At 69.6% G+C, this 18,477-nt stretch carries 21 protein-coding genes; 14 read left to right on the top strand and 7 right to left on the bottom strand.

Annotated elements, in window-relative coordinates; all coding sequences use genetic code 11:
• The first annotated feature begins 2 nt into the window (after window positions 1-2).
• The 7 genes from Acor_RS15065 to hydA are packed head-to-tail and all read left to right on the top strand — an operon-like array spanning window position 3 to window position 6,840.
• Window positions 3-1,577, top strand: coding sequence for an ABC transporter substrate-binding protein (locus tag Acor_RS15065; RefSeq protein WP_155337252.1), 1,575 nt, complete (start codon window positions 3-5; stop codon window positions 1,575-1,577).
• 6 nt (window positions 1,578-1,583) lie between these two features.
• On the top strand, window positions 1,584-2,627 hold the full coding sequence (locus tag Acor_RS15060; RefSeq protein WP_155337251.1) for an ABC transporter permease: 1,044 nt from the start codon (window positions 1,584-1,586) through the stop codon (window positions 2,625-2,627).
• The gene (locus Acor_RS15055) at window positions 2,624-3,448 is read left to right on the top strand and encodes an ABC transporter permease (protein ID WP_155337250.1); all 825 of its coding nucleotides are present in this window, start codon (window positions 2,624-2,626) and stop codon (window positions 3,446-3,448) included. Before Acor_RS15060 ends, Acor_RS15055 begins: the two co-directional genes overlap by 4 nt.
• Window positions 3,445-4,272 carry an ABC transporter ATP-binding protein gene (locus Acor_RS44330; protein ID WP_155337249.1) on the top strand — a complete coding sequence of 276 codons (828 nt, stop codon included), beginning with the start codon at window positions 3,445-3,447 and terminating at the stop codon, window positions 4,270-4,272. The genes Acor_RS15055 and Acor_RS44330 overlap by 4 nt, the downstream gene beginning before the upstream one ends.
• Window positions 4,269-5,087 carry an ATP-binding cassette domain-containing protein gene (locus Acor_RS44325; RefSeq protein ID WP_155337248.1) on the top strand — a complete coding sequence of 273 codons (819 nt, stop codon included), beginning with the start codon at window positions 4,269-4,271 and terminating at the stop codon, window positions 5,085-5,087. The genes Acor_RS44330 and Acor_RS44325 overlap by 4 nt, the downstream gene beginning before the upstream one ends.
• A complete protein-coding gene (locus Acor_RS15040; protein WP_170316939.1) occupies window positions 5,084-5,461 on the top strand; it encodes an allophanate hydrolase-related protein in 378 nt (125 codons plus the stop codon). Before Acor_RS44325 ends, Acor_RS15040 begins: the two co-directional genes overlap by 4 nt.
• Window positions 5,458-6,840 carry a dihydropyrimidinase gene (gene hydA, locus Acor_RS15035; RefSeq protein ID WP_155337247.1) on the top strand — a complete coding sequence of 461 codons (1,383 nt, stop codon included), beginning with the start codon at window positions 5,458-5,460 and terminating at the stop codon, window positions 6,838-6,840. Before Acor_RS15040 ends, hydA begins: the two co-directional genes overlap by 4 nt.
• 4 nt (window positions 6,841-6,844) lie before the next feature.
• On the opposite strand, the gene Acor_RS15030 is transcribed toward hydA, so the two are convergent.
• The gene (locus tag Acor_RS15030) at window positions 6,845-7,387 is read right to left on the bottom strand and encodes a TetR/AcrR family transcriptional regulator (RefSeq protein WP_155337246.1); all 543 of its coding nucleotides are present in this window, start codon (window positions 7,385-7,387) and stop codon (window positions 6,845-6,847) included.
• A gap of 40 nt (window positions 7,388-7,427) precedes the next feature.
• Here Acor_RS15030 and Acor_RS15025 point away from each other — a divergent pair, with 40 nt between their 5' ends.
• Both Acor_RS15025 and Acor_RS15020 read left to right on the top strand, forming a co-directional pair.
• Window positions 7,428-8,594 (top strand): MFS transporter, encoded by a 1,167-nt coding sequence (locus Acor_RS15025; protein ID WP_479688457.1) that lies wholly within the window; start codon window positions 7,428-7,430, stop codon window positions 8,592-8,594.
• Window positions 8,595-8,743: 149 nt separating this feature from the next.
• Window positions 8,744-9,493, top strand: a complete 750-nt coding sequence (locus Acor_RS15020; RefSeq protein WP_155337245.1) for a dienelactone hydrolase family protein — start codon at window positions 8,744-8,746, stop codon at window positions 9,491-9,493.
• Here Acor_RS15020 and Acor_RS15015 read toward each other — a convergent pair.
• Entirely contained in the window at window positions 9,477-9,959 is a 483-nt protein-coding gene (locus tag Acor_RS15015; RefSeq protein WP_218034293.1) for an Lrp/AsnC family transcriptional regulator, read from the bottom strand. The genes Acor_RS15020 and Acor_RS15015 overlap by 17 nt on opposite strands.
• A gap of 100 nt (window positions 9,960-10,059) precedes the next feature.
• Between Acor_RS15015 and Acor_RS15010 the strand changes: the two genes are divergently transcribed.
• Window positions 10,060-11,097, top strand: coding sequence for a Glu/Leu/Phe/Val dehydrogenase dimerization domain-containing protein (locus Acor_RS15010; protein ID WP_155337243.1), 1,038 nt, complete (start codon window positions 10,060-10,062; stop codon window positions 11,095-11,097).
• A gap of 72 nt (window positions 11,098-11,169) precedes the next feature.
• Window positions 11,170-11,526, top strand: coding sequence for a PRC-barrel domain-containing protein (locus tag Acor_RS15005; RefSeq protein WP_155337242.1), 357 nt, complete (start codon window positions 11,170-11,172; stop codon window positions 11,524-11,526).
• A 46-nt stretch (window positions 11,527-11,572) separates the two neighbouring features.
• Here Acor_RS15005 and Acor_RS15000 read toward each other — a convergent pair whose 3' ends face one another.
• Window positions 11,573-11,821: a hypothetical protein gene (locus Acor_RS15000; RefSeq protein WP_155337241.1), complete on the bottom strand. Its 249-nt coding sequence runs from the start codon at window positions 11,819-11,821 to the stop codon at window positions 11,573-11,575.
• A gap of 149 nt (window positions 11,822-11,970) precedes the next feature.
• Here Acor_RS15000 and Acor_RS14995 point away from each other — a divergent pair, with 149 nt between their 5' ends.
• Window positions 11,971-12,171 carry an ATP-binding protein gene (locus Acor_RS14995; RefSeq protein ID WP_155337240.1) on the top strand — a complete coding sequence of 67 codons (201 nt, stop codon included), beginning with the start codon at window positions 11,971-11,973 and terminating at the stop codon, window positions 12,169-12,171.
• Window positions 12,168-12,359 carry a hypothetical protein gene (locus Acor_RS43220; RefSeq protein ID WP_155337239.1) on the top strand — a complete coding sequence of 64 codons (192 nt, stop codon included), beginning with the start codon at window positions 12,168-12,170 and terminating at the stop codon, window positions 12,357-12,359. Before Acor_RS14995 ends, Acor_RS43220 begins: the two co-directional genes overlap by 4 nt.
• A 38-nt stretch (window positions 12,360-12,397) precedes the next feature.
• Here the strand turns inward: Acor_RS43220 and Acor_RS14985 are convergent, their stop codons facing one another.
• The 3 genes from Acor_RS14985 to Acor_RS14975 all read right to left on the bottom strand — a co-directional run bounded on the left by Acor_RS14985 (window position 12,398) and on the right by Acor_RS14975 (window position 14,762).
• A complete protein-coding gene (locus Acor_RS14985; RefSeq protein ID WP_155337238.1) occupies window positions 12,398-12,670 on the bottom strand; it encodes a hypothetical protein in 273 nt (90 codons plus the stop codon).
• A gap of 263 nt (window positions 12,671-12,933) precedes the next feature.
• Window positions 12,934-13,938, bottom strand: a complete 1,005-nt coding sequence (locus tag Acor_RS14980) for a DUF2278 family protein (protein ID WP_155337237.1) — start codon at window positions 13,936-13,938, stop codon at window positions 12,934-12,936.
• Window positions 13,939-14,411: 473 nt separating this feature from the next.
• Window positions 14,412-14,762: a winged helix-turn-helix transcriptional regulator gene (locus Acor_RS14975; RefSeq protein ID WP_246238657.1), complete on the bottom strand. Its 351-nt coding sequence runs from the start codon at window positions 14,760-14,762 to the stop codon at window positions 14,412-14,414.
• A gap of 120 nt (window positions 14,763-14,882) precedes the next feature.
• On the opposite strand from Acor_RS14975, the gene Acor_RS14970 reads away from it, so the two are divergent.
• Window positions 14,883-15,761 (top strand): SDR family NAD(P)-dependent oxidoreductase, encoded by an 879-nt coding sequence (locus Acor_RS14970; RefSeq protein ID WP_218034292.1) that lies wholly within the window; start codon window positions 14,883-14,885, stop codon window positions 15,759-15,761.
• A 315-nt stretch (window positions 15,762-16,076) separates the two neighbouring features.
• Here the strand turns inward: Acor_RS14970 and Acor_RS14965 are convergent, their stop codons facing one another.
• Window positions 16,077-18,200 carry an alpha-L-fucosidase gene (locus Acor_RS14965; protein WP_155337234.1) on the bottom strand — a complete coding sequence of 708 codons (2,124 nt, stop codon included), beginning with the start codon at window positions 18,198-18,200 and terminating at the stop codon, window positions 16,077-16,079.
• Window positions 18,201-18,477 lie beyond the last annotated feature (277 nt).

The raw sequence follows: 18,477 nt of genomic DNA, 5'->3' as shown, positions 1-18,477 counted from the left end.
CGATGCACCGCTCCCATATCCCTCCCAAACTCATCTCCCTCCTGCTCCTCGGTTCGCTGGCCGTCGCGGCGTGCGGCGGTTCCGGGGAGCCGACCGGCTCGGCCGGATCCGCCGACCCGCGCAAGCAGACGCTGATCATCGCCGAGAACGAGCCGCCGGCCACGTTCGACCCGGTCCAGGCGGACAACTCCACCGTGGACGAGGTGGTCATCCCCGCCTACGACACCCTGGTCCGCTACGAGGGCGACAAGCTCAGCCCCTCGGTGGCCACCGAATGGGCGTTCGCCGCCGACGGGAAGAGCCTCGACCTCACCCTGCGCGGCGACGTCACCTTCCACGACGGCGCCAAGCTGACCGCCGCCGACGTGGCGTACACCCTGGACCGCATCGCCAAGCTCAAGATCGGCGTGGCCTCGCTGATGAGCGCCTACGACTCGGCCACGGTCACCGACGACACCCACCTGACGATCAGGCTGAAGCAGGCGTACTCGCCGTTCCCGGCCGCGCTGACCAGGGTCTACCTGCTCAACTCCGCGCTGGTGAAGACCAACGCGGGCGCCGACGACGGGCAGCGCTGGCTGGCCTCCAACGACGCCGGGTCTGGGCCGTACAAGCTGGCCGGGTACACCGCCAACCAGGAGGCCAAGTTCACCCGGTTCGACGGCTACTGGGGCGGCTTCACCGGCCAGGCCACCAGCGTGGTCTTCCGCTACCTGCCCCAGGCGGCGACCCAGAAGACCTCGCTCACCAGCGGCGACGTGGACATCGCGATGGACATCGACCCCAACGACTGGGCCGGGCTGGAAAGCTCGGGCTACACGGTCAACAAGTCCGACACCAACGTCCAGCTGTACGTGTTCTTCAAGATGAAGGACTCCCCGCTGGCCGACAAGGCGCTCCGCGAGGCCATCGCCTACTCCTACGACTACGACCAGCACGTCTCGGCGATCCTCAAGGGCGCAGGCAAGAAGGCCGTCGGCGTGCTGCCCAGCGCGATGTCCTGCTTCGACGCCACCGTGCCGCAGCCCGCCCGCGACCCGGAGAAGGCCAAGAGCATCCTCGCCGCCGCCGGCCTGAAGAACGTCACCCTGACCATGACCTACCTGAAGGCGACGGCCGAGATGGAGCAGGCGGCCACGCTGCTCCAGTCGAACCTGGCCGAGGTGGGCATCACCCTCAACCTTGAGGCGATCACCTACCCGCAGTACGTGGAGAAGCTGAAGAGCAACGCCACCACGCCCGACCTCGGCATGATCTACGCCTTCCCGCCCTACCCGGACCCCGACTCGATCCTGTACCTGCTGTTCGACTCCACCTTCATCAACAACGGCCAGAACAGCGGCGGCTACGACAATCCGGCGATCGACACCCTGGTCCGGGGCGCCCAGCAGCAGACCGACCTGGACCAGCGGTGCACGGCGTACCAGGAGGCCCAGCAGAAGATCGCCGCCGACGTGCCCTCGATCAACATGTCCAATCCGCAGTACGTGACGGTCCTGCGCGCCGGGCTGAACGGCTACCAGTACCAGCCGGCGCACCACCAGACCGTGGACGTCTACCAGATCCAGGTCGGCTGACCTGTCATGGGCCGCTTCCTGCTGCGCCGCCTGGTCACCAGCGTCGTCGTCCTGGCCGGGCTGGCGGTCGTCACGTTCCTGATGACCCAGGTCCTGCCCGGCGACCCGGCCAGGGCCGCGGCGGGGCGGAACGCGACGGCCGAACAGGTCGCCGAGGTCCGCGTGCGGCTCGGTCTCGACCAGTCGCTGCCCGACCAGTTCACCGGCTACCTCGGGCGGCTGCTCCACGGCGACCTCGGCACCTCGGTCTTCACCCAGCGGCCGGTGCTGGACGACGTGGCCGCCATGCTGCCCGCCTCGGTGGAACTGGTGCTGGCCGCGATGGCCATCAACATCGCGGTGGCAGTGCCGCTGGGCGTCTACGCCGCCTACCGGCGCGGCCGGGCGGCGGACGTCGCCGCCCGGCTGATCACCCTGCTCGGCGCGGCGGTGCCGGTGTTCTGGCTGGGGCTGATGCTCCAGCTCGTCTTCGCGGCCCAGTTGCGCCTGCTCCCGCTCACCGGCCAGCTCGCCTTCGGCCAGGAGGTGCCGAAGATCACCGGAATGATCTCGCTCGACGCTCTGCTGTCCGGGAACTGGGCGGCCTTCGGCGACGCCCTGCTCCATCTCGTGCTGCCGGCGGTGACGCTGGCGGCGGCGTTCGTCGCCGTGGTGGCGCGGACGGTCCGCTCGTCCGTGATCACCACGCTGGACTCCGACTACATCACGCTGGCCCGCTCGACCGGCGCGTCCGAGCTCCGCGTGGTGGTCCGGCACGGCCTGCGCAACGCCCTGGTCCCGGCCAGCACGATTCTCGGCATGCAGCTCGGCTGGATGCTCGGCTCCACCGTGCTGGTCGAGGCCATCTTCGGCCGGACCGGCATCGGCGCGTACGCGGTGACGGCGGTCCTGCAGAACGACCTCTACGCCGTGATCGGCACTGTCCTGGTGATCGGAGTGGTCTTCGTGGTGATGAACGTCCTCGTGGACCTGGTCCAGCTCTGGCTGAATCCGCGGCTGCGCCAGGCCGGCAGCCGGGAGCGGCGGCCGGAGATCGCGGTGCGGGCATGACGCGCCGGATCATGGCGGTCGACCGGATCGCCCTGGCGGTCGCCGCCCTGATGGTGGCGCTCGCCGTGGTGGGCCCGCTGCTCGCTCCCCACGACCCCTACGCCGTCGACCTGGCCGACGCGCTGCAGGGCCCCTCGGCCGCGCACTGGTTCGGCACCGACGTCAACGGGCGCGACGTGCTCAGCCGGATCCTGTACGGCGCCCAGGTCACCCTGCCCGCCACCGTGATCGTGATCGCCGCCGCCACCCTGATCGGCACCCTGGTCGGCACGGTCGCCGCGCTCGGCGGCAAGGCGCTGGACGAGGTGCTGATGCGGATCACCGACATCGGCCTGTCGCTGCCCTCGATCATCCTCGCCCTCGGCCTCGCCGCCGCGCTCGGCTCCGGCCTGCGGTCGGCGGTCGTCGCCCTGGCCCTGACCTGGTGGCCCGGCTACGCCAGGCTGGTCCGCACCCTGGTCCGCGAGGTCAAGGACGCCGAGTACGTGGACGCGGCCCGCACGCTCGGCGTCTCCCGGGCCAGGCTCGTCTTCCGGCACATCCTGCCCAACGCCCTGAACAGCCTCTACGTCCAGACCACGCTGGACGTCTCCGCCGTGATGCTGGTCATCTCCGGCTTGTCCTTCGTCGGGGTGGGCGCGCAGGTGCCGTCGGCCGAATGGGGAGCCATGATCGCCGCGGCCGCCAACAACCTCACCAACGGCTGGTGGGCGGTGGCCTTCCCCGGCCTGGCCATCATGCTCACCGCCGTCGCCTTCAACCTGGTGGGCGACTGGCTGCGGGTACGCAACGACCCGACCATCCGGGAGGGGGTCCGATGACGTCCGCTCTGCTGTCCGTCCGGGACCTGCGGGCGTCCTATCCGGGGCCCGCGGGTCCGGTGCAGGTCGTCCACGGCGTCGATCTCGACCTGGCGCGGGGCGAGAAGCTCGCCCTGGTCGGCGAGTCCGGCTCCGGCAAGTCCGTCACCGCCCGCGCCATCCTGCGGCTCGACACCGACGCCACGCTGAGCGGGCGGGTCGAACTCGACGGCGCCGACCTGCTCACGCTGCCGCCCCGCCGGATGCGTGCCGTCCGCGGCGCCCGCATCGGCCTGGTGTTCCAGGATCCGCTGGCCGCGCTCAACCCCGTCATGACGATCGGCTGGCAGATCACCCAGCCGCTGGTCATCAGGGGCGTGCCCAAGAAGGCCGCCAGGCGGCGCGGCGTCGAACTCCTGGCCCGCCTGGGCGTCCGCGACGCCGAGCGCCGCTTCGACGACTATCCCCACCAGTTCTCCGGCGGCATGCGGCAGCGCGTCGTCATCGCCATCGCGGTCATCGCCGACCCCGACCTGCTCATCGCCGACGAGCCGACCACCTCCCTGGACGTGCGCGTCCAGGCGCGGGTGCTCGAACTGCTGCACGAGCTGACCGACGAGCGCGACATGGCCGTCCTGCTGATCACCCACGACCTCGGCATCGTGGCCGGCTTCGCCGACCGGGCCGTGGTCATGCGGCACGGCCGGGCGGTGGAGACGGGCCCGGTCGACGACATCTACCGCAGCCCCAGGCACGAGTACACCAGGGCGCTGCTGGCCGCCGTTCCCAGAATCGGCGGCGACCACACCCGCCCGCTGGTCACCATCAAGGAGGGCGGACAGTGACAGAGCCGACCGAGCCACTGCTGCGGGTGGAGAACCTGACCAAGAGCTTCGCCGGGCGCCGGGTGCTGTCCGGCGTCTCCTTCGAGGTCGCGCCCGGCGAAGTGCTCGGCCTGGTCGGCGAGTCCGGCTCCGGCAAGTCGACCACCGCGCGCTGCGTCGCCCGGCTGACCGAACCCGACGCCGGGCGGATCACCCTGGGCGGGCGCGACGTGCTCGCCGCCGGAGGCCGCGAGCTGCGGGCGCTCCGGCGCGACATGCAGATGGTCTTCCAGGATCCGTACTCGTCGCTGAACCCGCGGATGACCGTGGCCGCGCTGATCGAGGAGCCGCTCGCCGTGCACGGGCTCGAACCCGACCGGCGGCAGCGCCGGCGGCGGGCCGCCGACCTGCTGGAGACGGTGGGCCTGTCGGCCGAGCACCTGGACCGCCACCCCCGGTCCTTCTCCGGCGGGCAGCGGCAGCGTATCTCCATCGCGCGGGCGCTGGCCGTGCGGCCCCGGCTGCTCATCTGCGACGAGCCGGTCTCCTCGCTGGACGTCTCGGTGCAGGCGCAGGTGCTCAACCTGCTGCGCGACCTTCGGCAGCGGCTGGACCTGTCGATCCTGTTCATCGCGCACGACCTCGCGGTCGTCTACTACCTGTGCGACCGGGTCGCGGTCATGGAGCAGGGCTCCCTGGTCGAGATCGGCACCCGGGCGGAGGTGTACGGGAATCCGCGGCACCCGTACACCAGGTCACTGCTGGACGCCGTGCCCGTACCTGACCCGGCGGTCGAACGGGCCCGCCGCACCACCGATCGAGGGAGCCACCCATGAGAATGTTCGTGAACGGGCAGGCGATGTCCGGAGGCAGCCTGAACACCGCCCTGAGCGGCGCACGCTTCCTCGGCCCCGCCGAGACCGCCCCCCGCTACCGGTTCTATTCGGTACGGGACGAGTTCCCCGGCCTCTACCCGGTCGCCGACGGCGTGGCCGTCCCCGGCGAGGTGTACGAGGTGACCTACGAGATCCTGCGCGAGCACCTGCTGCCCCGCGAACCGCCCGAACTGGAACTGACGGTGATCGAACTGGCCGACGGCTCCGGCTGCCTGTCCATGCGGATGCGCGAGGAGACGCTGACCTGGCCCGGGGTGACCGACATCAGCGCGGCCGGCGGCTGGCGCGCGCATCTGACCGCGAGCGCGCGATGATCCGGGCCGAGACCGTGGTGCGCGGCGGCACGGTGGTCGAGGCGGGCTGGTCCGCGCCCGCCGACGTGTTCATCGCCGAAGGCCGGGTGACCGCCCTCGCCGTGCCCGGCACCCCCGCGCCGCGCGGCGTCACCGAGATCGACGCGGCCGGGCTGCTGGTCCTGCCCGGCGGCGTGGACCCGCACTGCCACGTCGGCTTCACCTCCGGCGAGTTCACCTCACTCGACGACTACGCGCAGTGCACGACGGCGGCCGTGTTCGGCGGCACCACCACGATCGTCGACTTCGCCATCCCGCGCCCCGGCGAGAACCCCGCCGACGTGGCCTACACCCAGCGGGCCAAGGCCGGGCAGGGCCTCTGCGACAGCGCGCTGCACGCCTGCGTGACCGAGTGGGACGAGACCGTGCCCGGCCAGCTCGGCGCGCTGGTCGCCGACGGCGTCGCCACGGTGAAGATGTTCACCACCTACCGCGGCGAGACGATGGCGAACGAGGACACCATCCTGCGCACCATGAAGACGCTGCGCGACCTCGGCGGCATGGTGGTGATCCACTGCGAGGCCGACCACCTCATCGAGGACGCCCAGACCCGCTGCGCGGCCGACGGCGCGATCGGCGCCGAGCACATGGCGGCCACCCGCCCGGAACTGGCTGAGACCGCGTCCGTGGCCGAGGTGCTGGCCATCGCCGAGTCGCTGCGCGCCCCCGTCTACTTCGTGCACCAGTCGACCGCCGAAGCCGTCGAGCTGGTGGCGGCGGCCCGCCGCCGCGGCGTGCGCGCCTTCTCCGAGTCGGTCGCCCACCATCTGATCCTCGACGACACCCGGTACGGCGGAGCCGCCCCGGAACGCTTCGTCTGCTGCCCGCCGCTACGCCCGCGCCCGGCCGTGGACGCACTCTCCCGCCACCTGTTCACCGGCGAGATCACCACGATCGGCAGCGACCACTGTTGCTACGACCTGGCCCAGAAACGCTCCCGCCGGACCGACGTCCGGGCCATGCCCAACGGCCTGCCCGGCGTCGAGACCCGCCTCCCCGTGATCTTCTCCGCGTACGTCGCGGGCGGCGGCCTGCCTGCCAGCCGTTTCGTCGCCCTGACCTCGGCCAACCCCGCCCGCGCCAACGGCCTGTACCCCCGCAAGGGCACCCTGATGCCCGGCGCCGACGCCGACCTCGCGATCTGGGACCCGGCCGCGCAGTGGCAGGTGACCAGCGACGCACTCCACATGGCCACCGACTACACCCCGTACGAGGGCATGCTTCTCACCGGCCGCCCGCGAACCGTGCTGGTCGGCGGACGGGTCGTCGTCCACGACGACGTCCTGCTCGACCCGACGCCGCGTGGCCGGCACCTGCCGGCGGGGCCGATCCTGGTCTGAGCGGTCAGCGGAAGGCGCCCGAGATCTCGTCCAGGGCGGCGGACATGATCTCGCTCAGCGGGCGGGACTGGCTCTCCTCGACCCAGACGTGCGTTGAGACGCGCAGCGCGGCCAGGAAGGCGGCGGCCATCACGCGCGGGCGCAGGTCGGCGTCGGCGCCGCCGTCGCGTTCGGCGATGGCGTGGGCGAGCTCGCGTTCCAGGCCCGCGTGGTCGGCCAGCTGCCTGGCCAGCAGGCTGGGGTGCCGGCGGGCCAGGCGGGTGCGGGCGACCCAGTCGCGCTGGGGTTCGCCGAGGTCGTGCAGGAAGTCGCCGATCGCGCCGCGCAGGGCGGTCCAGGCGGATTCGGTGCCGGGGCGGGCGCGCAGGCGCTGGACGAGGGCCTGGATGCGCTGCTGCTCGCCGTACAGGACGGCGTCTTCCTTGCTGGCGAAGTAGTTGGAGAACGTCCGGCGCGAGATGTTGGCCGCGTCGGCGATGGCCTCGACGGTGACGCCGTCCAGGCCGTGCTCGACGGCCAGGCGCAGCTGCGGGTTCGCCCAGAACACCGGTCAGCTCATCGCGTTCCGCGCGGTGCAGGGGCTCGGCATGGGCGCGCTGCAGGTGCTGGTCCAGGTCGTGATCGGGGCGATGATCAGCCCGAAGGAGCGCGGCAGGTACAACGGCTACCTGGGCGGCGTGATGGCCCTTGCCACCGTCGCCGGGCCGCTGCTCGGCGGGCTCATCGCCGACACCTCGTGGCTGGGCTGGCGCTGGTGCTTCTTCATCGCGGTGCCGTTCACCATCGCGGCGTTCGCGCTGCTGCAGAAGACACTGCACGTGGTGACCGTCCGGCGGCCGGACACCAAGGTCGACTACGTGGGCGCGACGCTGATCGCGGCCGGCGTGAGCGTGCTGCTGATCTGGGTGACGTTCGTCGGCAACTCCTTCGACTGGGCGTCCTGGCAGACCGCCGCGATGGCCGGCGGCGGCGCGGCGATCCTGGCCCTGGCCGCCTGGGTGGAGTCGCGGGTCGCGGAACCCGTCGTGCCGCTGCACGTCATCCGGCGGCGCACCGCGGCCCTGGCGATCCTGGCCAGCTTCGCGGTCGGCATGGCCATGTTCGGCGGCTCGGTCTTCCTCGGGCAGTACTTCCAGATCGGGCGCGGCTACAGCCCCACCGAGGCGGGGCTGCTGACGATCCCGCTGATGGTCGGCGTGCTGTTCTCCTCGACGATCTCGGGGCGGCTGGTGTCGCGCAGCGGGCGGGTCAAGCCGTACATCGTGACCGGGGCGGCCGTGCTGGTGGCCGGGTTCCTGGTGCTGTCCACGCTGGACCACGAGACCCCGCTGCCGCTGGTGTCCGGCGGGATGATCCTGATCGGCGTCGGGGTCGGCATGTCGATGCAGAACCTCGTGCTGGCCATCCAGAACACCGTGCCGCTGCGCGAACTCGGCGCGGCCAGCGGGACGATCACGTTCTTCCGCTCGCTGGGCGGCACCATCGGGGTGTCGGTGCTGGGCGCGGTGCTGGCCAACCGGGTTACCGCGAGCATCGCCGAGGGCCTGGGCAAGGCCGGCCTCCCGGTTTCCGGGTCGGGCGGCGGCTCGCTCAACGTGGCCGCGCTGCCGGAGCCGGTGGCGACCATCGTCCGGGCCTCGTACGGCGACGCGACCGGCCACATCTTCCTGATCTCCGCCGCGATCGGAGCCGCCGGGCTGGTGGCCGCGCTGTTCCTGAAGCCGGCCCAACTCCGGGACAGTGTCGACCTCTGATAATGTCACCCGCACGTGATCGGCCCGAGGAGGTGAGACCCATTAACCGCTGTATCAGGTTGGGTGCTCCCTCTCTCCGGGCTGTCCGGTTCATCTGACATAGGTGGCCATTGGGAGCGCCCGCAGGCATCCCGAAAGGCAACGAACCTATGGAATTCACCTCGGAGACGACCGCGAACGGCGTCTCGGAACTCTCCTTCACCGTCGATGACATCCCCGGCGTGCTCTGGTCGCCTGCCGACGCCACCGGCAACCACCCCTTGGTGCTGCTGGCCCATGGCGGCGGCCAGCACAAGCGGGCCCCCGGGCTGGTGGCCCGCGCCCACCGTTACGTGACCGCCTGCGGCTTCGCGGTGGCGGCCATCGACGCGCCGGGGCACGGCGACCGGCCGCGAACCGAGCAGGACGAGCAGTTCACGGCGGGCATCAGAGCACGGCTCTCGGCCGGTGAGCCCATCGGCCCGCAGGTCGCCACCCACAACGCCGCGCTCGCGGCGAAGGCCGTCCCCGAGTGGCAGGCCACCCTGGACGCACTCCAGAAAGCCGGCCACGCCGGCGGGCCGGTGGGCTTCTGGGGCTTGTCCCTGGGCACCGGGATCGGCGTGCCGCTCGCCGCGGCCGAACCGAGGATCACCGCCGCCGTACTCGGCCTCGCCGCCGCGGAAACCCTGGCCGAGGCGGCGGCCCGGGTCACCGTCCCGGTCGAGTTCCTGCTCCAATGGGACGACGAACTGGTGCCGCGCGACTCCTGCCTGGCCCTGTTCGACGCCTTCGCCTCCCCGGAGAAGACGCTGCACGCCAACCCCGGCCGCCACCTGGGCGTACCCGCGTTCGAGCTGGCCAGTTCGGAGCGGTTCTTCACCCGTCACCTCGGCGAAGGGGTCACTCAGCCGAGGTAGGTGAGGGGAGCCTGGAGGGGGCTGTGTCGTGTTCCTGCTGGAAGATCACCGAGGTACGGAAGCCGGCGATCTCACGGCGTTTGCTGAGCCGGTCCAGCAGGAACGCGTGCAGGTGATCGAGGTCCTGGACGGCCACGTGCAGGAGGAAGTCGTCGCCGCCGGCCAGCACGAAGACGCTGAGCACTTCGGGCAGGGCGTTGGCGGAGTCCTTGAAGGTGTCGATGACGGCCCGGCTGAGCGGGCGTACCTGCACGGAGACCAGGGCCTGGACGCTGCGGTTGAGCGCGGCGGGCGCGATGTCGGCGTGGTAACCGCGGATGACGCCCCGGCGGGTCAGCGCCCTGACCCGTTCCAGGCAGGTTGAGGGCGCCACGCCGAGCCTGCGGGCCAGTTCGCGGTTGGACTGCCGCGCATCTGTTTGGAGAAGCCGGATGATCTCCGAATCAAGTTCGTCCACGACCGGCATTTTGCCAGCCATTCCGGCCGTTCGTTCGATCGGTGCCCTGTCCGGTGGCCAACTGCCCGATTCTTGAGCTCCGATGCCGCTCAGCTGGAGGGACCAGGGCATGTCCACGCTCGACCACGAACAGGTCGTGATCCGCACCGGGCCGCGCTCGGGCCTGCCGGTCATCGTCGCCGTTCATTCGACCGCGCTCGGCCAGGCTGTCGGCGGCTGCCGGCTCTGGCACTACGCCGACTGGCGGGACGGTCTCACCGACGCGTTACGCCTGTCCGCCGGGATGACCGCCAAGTGCGCGATGGCGGGACTGGCCAACGGCGGCGGCAAAACCGTCGTCGCCGTCCCAGCAGGGATCACACTCGATCCCGGCCTCCGCCGCGACGTGCTGTACGACGTCGCCGAGGCCATCGAGTCCACCGGCGGCCGGTACGCCACCGGACCCGACGTCGGAACCACACCGGCGGACATGGCGGTCATCGGGGAACGCACCGCCGGCGTGTTCTGCAAGCCGCCGCACCTGGGCGGGAGCGGCGACTCCTCACCGCACACCGCGACGGGAACGCTCGCCGCGCTCCGCGCCGTCTGCCGGCGGATCCACGGCACCTCGGACCTGGCCGGCCGGCGCCTGGCCGTGGTCGGCCTCGGCCGGGTCGGCGAGCGGCTCGCCCGCCTGCTCGCCGCCGAAGGAGCCGAGCTTCTGGTGAGCGACATCGACCCCGGCAAACACGCGCTGGCCGCGGAACTCGGCGCGACCTGGAGCGACCCCGAGCAGGCCGTCACCGCGGCCGTCGACATTCTGATACCGGCAGCCCTCGGCGGAGTTCTCACCGAGCAGGTGGTCCCGGAGCTGCGCTGCCGCGCCGTCGCCGGCCCCGCCAACAACCAGCTCGCCACCCCCGCGGTCGCCGACCTGCTGCACCGCCGCGACATCATCTGGGTGCCGGACTACGTCGTCGGCGCGGGCGGGGTCATCTACGCGCTCACCACGGAACTCCATCGCGCCGACGACGCACTCGCCCGCGTCGAGGCCATCGAAGGCACCGTCAACGACCTCCTGCACACCGCGGAACGCCTCGAAGTGACCCCCGCCCAGGCCGCACTCGAACTGACCCGGCTCCGCCTCAGCACCGCACGGCATTCGTGAGCGGTTTTGTTTACCTCTCCGGAACGGGGCAGTGGATGAGGGACATCGTCTGACCAAAGAGGAGATGCCCTTATGACGAGCGAGAACCTGTGGTCCTACCGTCCCGACGTCCACGATGGAACCAAGAGCCTCGACGTCGTCGGCTTCGATGTGGAAGCCACCGACGGCAAGATCGGTTCAGTGGATGAGTCGAACGACTCGGTGGGTGACAGCTACCTCGTCGTCGACACCGGGTTCTGGATCTTCGGCAAGAAGGTCGTCCTCCCGGCCAGCACGGTCACCGAGATCGATCCTCAGGAGCGCAAGGTCTTCGTGGCCCGCACCAAGGAAGAGATCAAGGCCGCGCCGGAGTTCGACGAGACGACCTACAAGGAGCCGGGCTACCGCGACCAGCTGGGCGGTTACTACGGCCCGCTCAACATGCCCTAGATTTCCGCTTCTCAGCCCGCGCCCGTGGCCACGGGCGCGGGCTGAGTCATGTCGTGACCGCCAGCGCGGTGCACGCCGGCACCGCGAGCGGCGCGACCATCAGGGCGGTCCAGAACGGACGGCCCTCGTCATATCGGTGCTCATCACGCTCGGCGTGTGGCGGTTCGCCGAGGACGACGCGCACCGGCGGGTGGAGAGCGTGGCCCGCCAGGTCGCCTCGACCGTGCTCGTGCCGATGGCCGAGCAGAACTTCGTGCGGCTCAATCGCCACGGCCGCGAAAATCCGCGCGAGCACGTCTCCTCCCGGCCGACCCCGTCGCCCGTGACTTCGCGAGCGCGCTCCACGATCTCGCCGCCCGCGTCAGGGACAGTACGTCCTCCGGACCCGGCCCGGCCGTCGAGATCGACGTCACCGCCGACCACCTGGACGAACAGCTCGCCATCGTGCTGTACCGGGTCACCGGCGAATTACTCCGCAACGCGTTCCGGCACGCCCACGCCCGGACGGTCCGCGTGCACGTCGCCGCCCCCGAACCCGGCCCGGCCACGGCGGTCGAACTGACCGTCACCGACGACGGCGTAGGACTCGACCCGCATCAAACCCGCCGGCCGGGGCACATCGGCCTGCAACTGGCGAGAGGGTGATCGCTGACAACGGGGGCCGGTTCGCCGTGACCAGCGAGCCGGGCACGGCCACCGTCGCGACCATGTCCGTGCCCTGCCTGCGCACTGCGAATCAGCTGGAGCTCATCGCGCACCCGGCACCCCGCAGGCGCGGCGCGGCCCTACTGTCGATCTTGCGCCGTGGGAAGGCGTCGCCCGGGGCCAGGTAGCACGCATCAACCGTCGGCCCGGCTCCGGCGTCGTCCGCTCAAATGGACACGCTTGGCGCAGCCGGAGGCACCGACTGGTGCGAAACAGCGGGAAGCGGGACGCAGTCGTACTGCGGGCATGGTGTGGTGAAGCACTGCTTGGGCGCCGGTACGCAGGCGTGCCCCGGCGGGCACGCGCCCAGGCATTCGACGGTCGGGTCGGGCGGGCAGGTCGGCTGGGCATGCGGGTCGGCCGCCCCGGCGAACGCCGCCGATGGCACGGCCGACAGCCCGGCCCCGAGCATGGCGACCACGATGAGTTTGCGGATCATGTCTCCCCCGAAAGACGTCCCGACAGACACGATCATGGTCGCATGCGAATGTCACCTGACCTGGGAGAACGGTCTTGGGCGCGGCGCACCGACCACCTGGCAAGATCGCGAACCTTTGACAGCGTTACGGCACCGGCAAGCCGTCTCACCGCCGGAGACGCCGCTCTGCTTCCCACCGAACCGGCGTTTGGTGCCACCGCGGACCGAGACGGCGTTCGGTGGTGTCGGCCTTGGCGGTGGGATCTGCCGGACCTGGCGTTCGGTTAGAAGTTGATCGTCCAGCCCTCGCGAGCGGCTTGGTCTTTGGTGTACGAGACGCCGTGGACCTTGAGACCGGTGGGGTCGAGCAGGGTGATGGCTCCGCCGCTGTTGCCCAGTTGCAGTCCGGCCGTGACCGGCTGGCGGAGGGTCTCGCCGGGTTCGATGGAACCTGTCAGTGGGAGGGTGCGTTTGGCCTGGTCGGCGAGGTGCCAGCCGTCGAGGGTGATGGCAGCGGGGGAGGCGTTCAGGAGGGTGACGGTCTCCGGTTCCGGGGCGGGGCCGACGGGGTTGACCAGCGCGGCGGCGATTCGCAGGGGCAGGTCTCCGGGCTCGGGGCGGCCCGGCGCGGTGCCGATGGTGTGACCGGTGGTGTCGTCGGTGTGCCAGGCCTGGGACTGGAAGGCCAGGAAGATCGCGATCCACCGGTTCTCGCCGGGCAGGTGGATGAGGATGCCGCCGTCCTGCCAGACGCCGTCGTCCCGGCGGAACTGCGCGCTGTTGCCTTGGTTCATGTGCACGTCGTGCACGCCGTTGCCCGGCAGGAAGCCGAAGATCTTGTCGCGGGTGGACTCCTCCGGGCCCCACCGCTCACCGAAGAGATAGACCCCCGACGCGGCGTCGTTGATGGCGCGCTGGACGTAGTGCTCAAGCTTGTCGGCGAGGTCGTTGTCGCCGCCCGGCAGATCCGGCGGCAGGGGACGCATCAGCGCCGGGTCGAACAGGTTGCCCCGGATGTAGTCCAGGCTCGCCTGCCCAGGCTGGGAGGCCAAGGCCGTCCATCCGCTGCCCGCGGCGGGCAGCAGCGCGGTGACGGGGTGGGTGAAATCCTCGTTGGCGAGATAGAGCAGTTCGGAGGGCGCCTGCTGCGACTGCACGTTGACCGAGGCCCGGTAGTCGACGCCCGCGTTGTCCCGCAGATGGATCTGGTAGTGCGGGGTGTCGGTGTTCCCTTCACGACGCCGGTCCACAGGACGGCCGGCGAGCACACCGTAGGAGCGCAACGGCATTGTGAAGCTCCAATCAGAAGCACGGGTTCACACGGAAATCGAAGCCCAGGAACAGGCCAGGCCGAATATCCGACCGCGACCCCACCCCGGCCTAGAGAATAACCTCGACGACGGCCGTGGGTACGGGCTTCGCTCTGACGTTGCGGAATCGGCCCGATACAACGGGCCACGATGGGTTTTTCGCCCAATAGCGTGCCGAATATCGATAAGCAGCCGAACTACCCTCTTTGGCACCGGTGGGGTGAGGGCCGTCACCTGCGTGAACGGAGCCAGATACGGCGAGCGGTTCGGTGGCTCACTCATTCACTCAACCTGCCGCGGGCCCGTCGGGACCAGTGCCTTGCGGCTGTCCACGACCGGTGGCGGGGCGTCCAGAGCAGCGTGTGCTCATGAGGCCCGAGTTCCGGAACATGACGTTATAACCCCCCGGCTACGCCGGATCGTCAAGAGGGCGAACGTGGCCTGACACGGCACTAGGCACTGGTGTGATGGGAGCGGGCTTCATTCATTTCGGCCTCGTGGCGTACTGCCCAGTCGGCCAGGGCTGACAGGGGTTCCAGCAGGGTTTGGCCGAGAGGGGTCAGGCTGTACTCGACGCTGGGGGGCACGGTGGGATGTACCTCGCGTCGCACCAAGCCGTCGGCTTCCAGGGCGCGCACTGTACGGGTCAGCATGCGCTGGCTGATGCCTTCGATCGCGCGGTGCAGCTCGTTGTACCGGTGGGGACGGCTGCCGAGCAGAATCAGCAGCAGCATGCTCCATTTGTCACCCAGACGTCGGAACAGGTCCCCGACCGGGCACGCTTCGAGGTCATCGATCGGCACCGGACGAGGCAACTCGTTAGCTAGCACCGAGGGAACACCAGTGTGCGTACCGGACATGAAACTGCCTTCTTTCCGCTCTGACGTGGCAGTCCGACTATTGGACCAGCCGATCGCAAGCCTATGGAGGACACAATGCCGGGCCAACAACGGAAAACCGTGATCATAAGCGGGGGGACTGACGGCATGGGGCGCGCGACCGCCCTGGAACGACTGGCGAGGGGCGACCGCGTCACTGTGATCGGCAGCAGCGAGGCCAAGGGGCGCGCGCTGCTCGACCATGTCGCGAATCCGAACCTGCGGTTCCTGCGAGCGGACTTGTCCTCGATCGCCGAGGTCGAGCGGGTCGTCGCCGACATTGCCGAGCGCCATGACGCTATCGACGCGCTGGCATTGTTCGCCAACCGGATAAGCCCGAAGCGCAGGGAGACAGTGGACGGGCTGGAGTTCACGTTCGCCCTGTACTACCTGAGTCGCTATCTGCTCGGTTCTCGTTTGCGGCCGCTGTTGAATGCTGCCCCCGCTCCAGTAGTCATCAACGTCGCCGGGGTCGGCAACACCGCGGGCCGGATCTTCTGGGAGGATCCCCAGTTGACGCGCCGGTACGGCCCGGTGCGTGCCCAGCTCCAGGCCGGACGGGCGAACGACCTGCTCGGCGTCGCTTTCGCCAATCAGGCCGAGAGCAAGGCGCGCTACGTTCTCTATCACCCTGGCTTCACTCGCAGCGGGGCCGACAACCACCAGAATCCGCTGGTCCGCGGGGCGATCAAGCTGCTCGCGACCCTTTCCGCGCGCCCGGTGGCCGACGCAGTCCGGCCGATCGTCGCGTGGATCGATCATCCGCCGATCGACCCGCTCTCCGCGATCGACCGGGGCAGGACGGTCGACAAGTCCCTGAAGACGCTCAACCCTGACGATGCTACGCGCTTGGTCGCCTACACCGAGGACCAACTTCGCAGTCTCCGCGACCTCCGAACGCCGGAAGCACCTCAAGCCGGGTGACGCGATCACGAGACACGAGATGCGACCGCCCGCCGGAACGGCGATACATCATCGAGATCATGCGCCCTCCCACCCGAAGGGACGTGCTCGGCCTGTTCTTTCTATTCCCCACGGTCATTCTCATGGTCTCCGACGAAGGCTGGCAGTGGCGTTGTGGCGGATCTTCCCGGTGCACGCCGGACTCGCCGTTCAAGCCACTGTCAACCTCGTCGGACTCCCCTCAGTTCCTGGGGTGGCCTGAGCGTGCTCGCCGCCCAGGTCACTGCTGCGATCCGTAGCAGCGGGCCCCTGCTACGGATACGCGCCGCATTGCGGTCAGCGAATGACGTCGAAAGCGTCGACCAGCATGTATTGGCCTGATCGTTTGACGCCGCGCAAGGTGTGCGTTCCTTGCGACAGTCCGCGGACGCCCCAGATGACCTGGGCGGCCTGGCGGGTGGGGTTGGTCGTGTCGATGGTGCCCCGCAGGACGCCGTCGAGGTAGATGTCGACGATGCCCTGGTCGGAGTACTTCTCAGATAGGAAGTCGATGCCGGTGCCGGTGAAGGTGTAGGTGAAGGACGCGCCGTTGGTGTTGGTGTACTGCACGTCGTCGTTGACGTCGCCGTAGCCCCGGCCGCTGCTGGTGGACCAGCCGGAGCTGTAGGTGGCCGCGTCGCCGTTGACCCGACGGATTGCGGGGTCCGTGCTGTACAGCTGCGACTGGGGCACGATCTGGGCCGGGGTGTTGGGGCTGCTCCAGGCGAGCTTCATGAACGCCTCGCCGGTCCGTTCGGTGTAGTCGAGGCGGATCTCGTGGCCGCGGCCGGCGACGAGGGTCGCGCTGCCCTGGTTGACGGCGGCCGTGTGGGGGGTGTTGTTGTCGATGATCAATTGGCCGTCGATCCATAGCCGGACGGTCTCGTCGGAGCCGGTGGTAAAGGTGTAGCGCTCGGAGTAGCGCGGCTCGATCGTGCCGGTCCAGCGGGCGGAGAAGTTGTCGGTGGTGATCAGCGGCGACGGAGAGCCGCCGTACCGCCAGGCGTAGTTGGCGGTCGGGTCGGTCCGGATGACCGCCGGGCTGCCGGTGAACGTGGTGTTGTTCCAGTACGCCGCCTTGAGTCCGGTGCCGGTCCCGACCACCCTGGGTGCGGTCGGGACGATGTCGGCCTCGATGACGGTGGCGATGGTGTTGGTGGCCGCGCCGCTCGGCAGGAAGTCATAGCCGTCACCGGCCGCCCGGACGGTCACAGGCGAGCTGCTGCCGATCATCCGTGCGCCGGTGACGGTGAACGGTGAGCGCTGGGTGAGGTGCAGGGTGCCGGCCCAGTTGTTGACGATCAGGTAGAGCTTGTTTCCCTTACGGGTGACGCGGCCCCAGCTCGGCTGGGTGACCAGGCCGGTGTGGCCCGCGCCGTGGATCGCCGTCGCATTCGTGGCCATCCACGTCCCGATGCCGCGCAGGCCGTCAGCCTGTCCGGTGGTGACGGCGCCGGTGTCGGTCGGGCCGATGTTGAGCAGCAGGTTGGCGCCGTTGCTCGTCAGGGTGGCCAGGTCGCGGACCATCGTGGTCGGGGACTTGAAGTTCGTGTCCCAGGCCGCGTAGCCCCAGGTGTTGTTGATCGTGATGCACGACTCGTTGAGCTGGATCGACGGCGGGGAACCGGCGAGCGCCTGCTCGGGGGTGCCGAAGTCGCCGTCGATGGCGCGGCGCTTGCCCACCCGGTTGTTGATGATCGTCTGGGGGGCGATGCCGCGGACGTACCGTTCGAGATCTTCACCGTTCTGGGCCGACCACGGGTTGGTGGGGTTGGACTCGGTCCACTCACCGTCGAACCACAGCACAGCGGGGTCATAGGCGGTGACCAGCTCCTGGAGCTGGGCTTTCATCTTGGTGATGTACGCGGGGAAGTTCCCGGTGAAGTCGGGGTCGTGCCAGTCCCAAATCGAGTAGTAGAAGCCGAGCTTGATGCCGTTGGCGGTCGCGGCCGTCTTCAGTTCGCGCAGGATGTCGCGGTTGAAGCCGGAGTGGTCGCGGATGTTCCACCGGTTGACCGCCGTGGGCCACATCGCGAAGCCGTCGTGGTGCTTGGAGGTGATGACGATGTACTTCTGGCCCGCCTGCTTGGCCAGCTGCACGACGGCGTTCGCGTCGAACGCGGTGGGGTTGAATGCGGCGGCCTTGGCCTCGTAGTCACTCCACGGGATGTTGCACTGCCGCTTGATCCATTCGACCTCGCGGCAGTTGTTGTACTGACCCCTGTACATCGCATAGGGGCCGAAGTGGATGAACATGCCGAAGCGCGCCTCGTCGAACCAGCGGGTTCGCGACGAGGTCAGCGCGTCGTCGACGACGTAGTTGTCGCCGGGCGCGGCGGCGGCCGGCGCTGATGGCATGGAGACCAGTGCCGTCAGCGCGACGAGTAAGGACAGTGCTGTTCGGGCGAATCTTGACCGCATGGAGTCCTCTCCTGTGACTGGGATGCGATCAGTTCGCCGCTGCGTGCACGCCGCTACAGGCGGCAGCGAACCAAACCAAAAGTGCGGTGCCATATTGATCCCCTGAAACATCCGATCTGTCAAGCAAGAAGTTGAGGTTGTTAGAGAGGGGTGTTGGCGCTAGCATCCGGCCGAACAGGCGTTGCCTCGAAACCGACGGTGATTGCCGCGCCCGATACATTGGATGTCTGAAGGAGGGCGTTGTCTCGCGAGAAGAACGTGTTTTCCGCACGGCGCG

Origin of the sequence: Acrocarpospora corrugata (assembly GCF_009687845.1) — a bacterium.
In the GTDB taxonomy this organism is placed as follows: domain Bacteria; phylum Actinomycetota; class Actinomycetes; order Streptosporangiales; family Streptosporangiaceae; genus Acrocarpospora; species Acrocarpospora corrugata.
This window is presented reverse-complemented; position numbering and strand designations above follow the sequence as displayed.

Coding starts and splice junctions, on each gene's coding strand:
- Acor_RS15065 (WP_155337252.1), top strand. CDS start 3: ATGCACCGCTCCCATATCCCTCCCAAACTCATCTCCCTCCTGCTCCTC.
- Acor_RS15060 (WP_155337251.1), top strand. CDS start 1,584: ATGGGCCGCTTCCTGCTGCGCCGCCTGGTCACCAGCGTCGTCGTCCTG.
- Acor_RS15055 (WP_155337250.1), top strand. CDS start 2,624: ATGACGCGCCGGATCATGGCGGTCGACCGGATCGCCCTGGCGGTCGCC.
- Acor_RS44330 (WP_155337249.1), top strand. CDS start 3,445: ATGACGTCCGCTCTGCTGTCCGTCCGGGACCTGCGGGCGTCCTATCCG.
- Acor_RS15040 (WP_170316939.1), top strand. CDS start 5,084: ATGAGAATGTTCGTGAACGGGCAGGCGATGTCCGGAGGCAGCCTGAAC.
- hydA (WP_155337247.1), top strand. CDS start 5,458: ATGATCCGGGCCGAGACCGTGGTGCGCGGCGGCACGGTGGTCGAGGCG.
- Acor_RS15025 (WP_479688457.1), top strand. CDS start 7,428: ATGGGCGCGCTGCAGGTGCTGGTCCAGGTCGTGATCGGGGCGATGATC.
- Acor_RS15020 (WP_155337245.1), top strand. CDS start 8,744: ATGGAATTCACCTCGGAGACGACCGCGAACGGCGTCTCGGAACTCTCC.
- Acor_RS15015 (WP_218034293.1), bottom strand. CDS start 9,959: ATGCCGGTCGTGGACGAACTTGATTCGGAGATCATCCGGCTTCTCCAA.
- Acor_RS15010 (WP_155337243.1), top strand. CDS start 10,060: ATGTCCACGCTCGACCACGAACAGGTCGTGATCCGCACCGGGCCGCGC.
- Acor_RS15005 (WP_155337242.1), top strand. CDS start 11,170: ATGACGAGCGAGAACCTGTGGTCCTACCGTCCCGACGTCCACGATGGA.
- Acor_RS14985 (WP_155337238.1), bottom strand. CDS start 12,670: ATGATCCGCAAACTCATCGTGGTCGCCATGCTCGGGGCCGGGCTGTCG.
- Acor_RS14980 (WP_155337237.1), bottom strand. CDS start 13,938: ATGCCGTTGCGCTCCTACGGTGTGCTCGCCGGCCGTCCTGTGGACCGG.
- Acor_RS14970 (WP_218034292.1), top strand. CDS start 14,883: ATGGAGGACACAATGCCGGGCCAACAACGGAAAACCGTGATCATAAGC.
- Acor_RS14965 (WP_155337234.1), bottom strand. CDS start 18,200: ATGCGGTCAAGATTCGCCCGAACAGCACTGTCCTTACTCGTCGCGCTG.